Here is a 306-nt window from a genome sequence, read left to right on the forward strand (position 1 = left end):
GCTGCCACTCCTCAATTGGATTAGTCTCATCCTTCAATGCTATCATTTCCTTTGATATTGGATCATACCCTAGAAGTATTACGTGATTTTCTGCCCCTTACCCTCGTTGCTACTCTCCTTTTTTTCGTGGGAACCGCTTTAGGGCCCTCAGTGATGGTGTTTTGTAATTTATATGCTCCTCTTGCATTTGTGTCTCTACTTCTTGTTCGCCTGGAGGGAACTTCTTCATTTGTATTAGCATGGTTCACTTCAGTCCTTCCTTCCAACTCACTCTTTTTTTGCTGTAAACGATTCTCTGCCGCCCGT

1 protein-coding gene is annotated in these 306 nt (G+C 43.5%); it reads right to left on the reverse strand.

What is annotated here, in order from left to right; translation table 11 throughout:
• Positions 1–62: 62 nt before the first annotated feature.
• Positions 63–306 (reverse strand): hypothetical protein (locus F8C76_RS20115; protein ID WP_211372232.1); only part of this gene is annotated, 244 nt, incomplete at its 5' end.

Source organism: Flagellimonas olearia (assembly GCF_009184425.1).
Taxonomy (GTDB): domain Bacteria; phylum Bacteroidota; class Bacteroidia; order Flavobacteriales; family Flavobacteriaceae; genus Flagellimonas; species Flagellimonas olearia.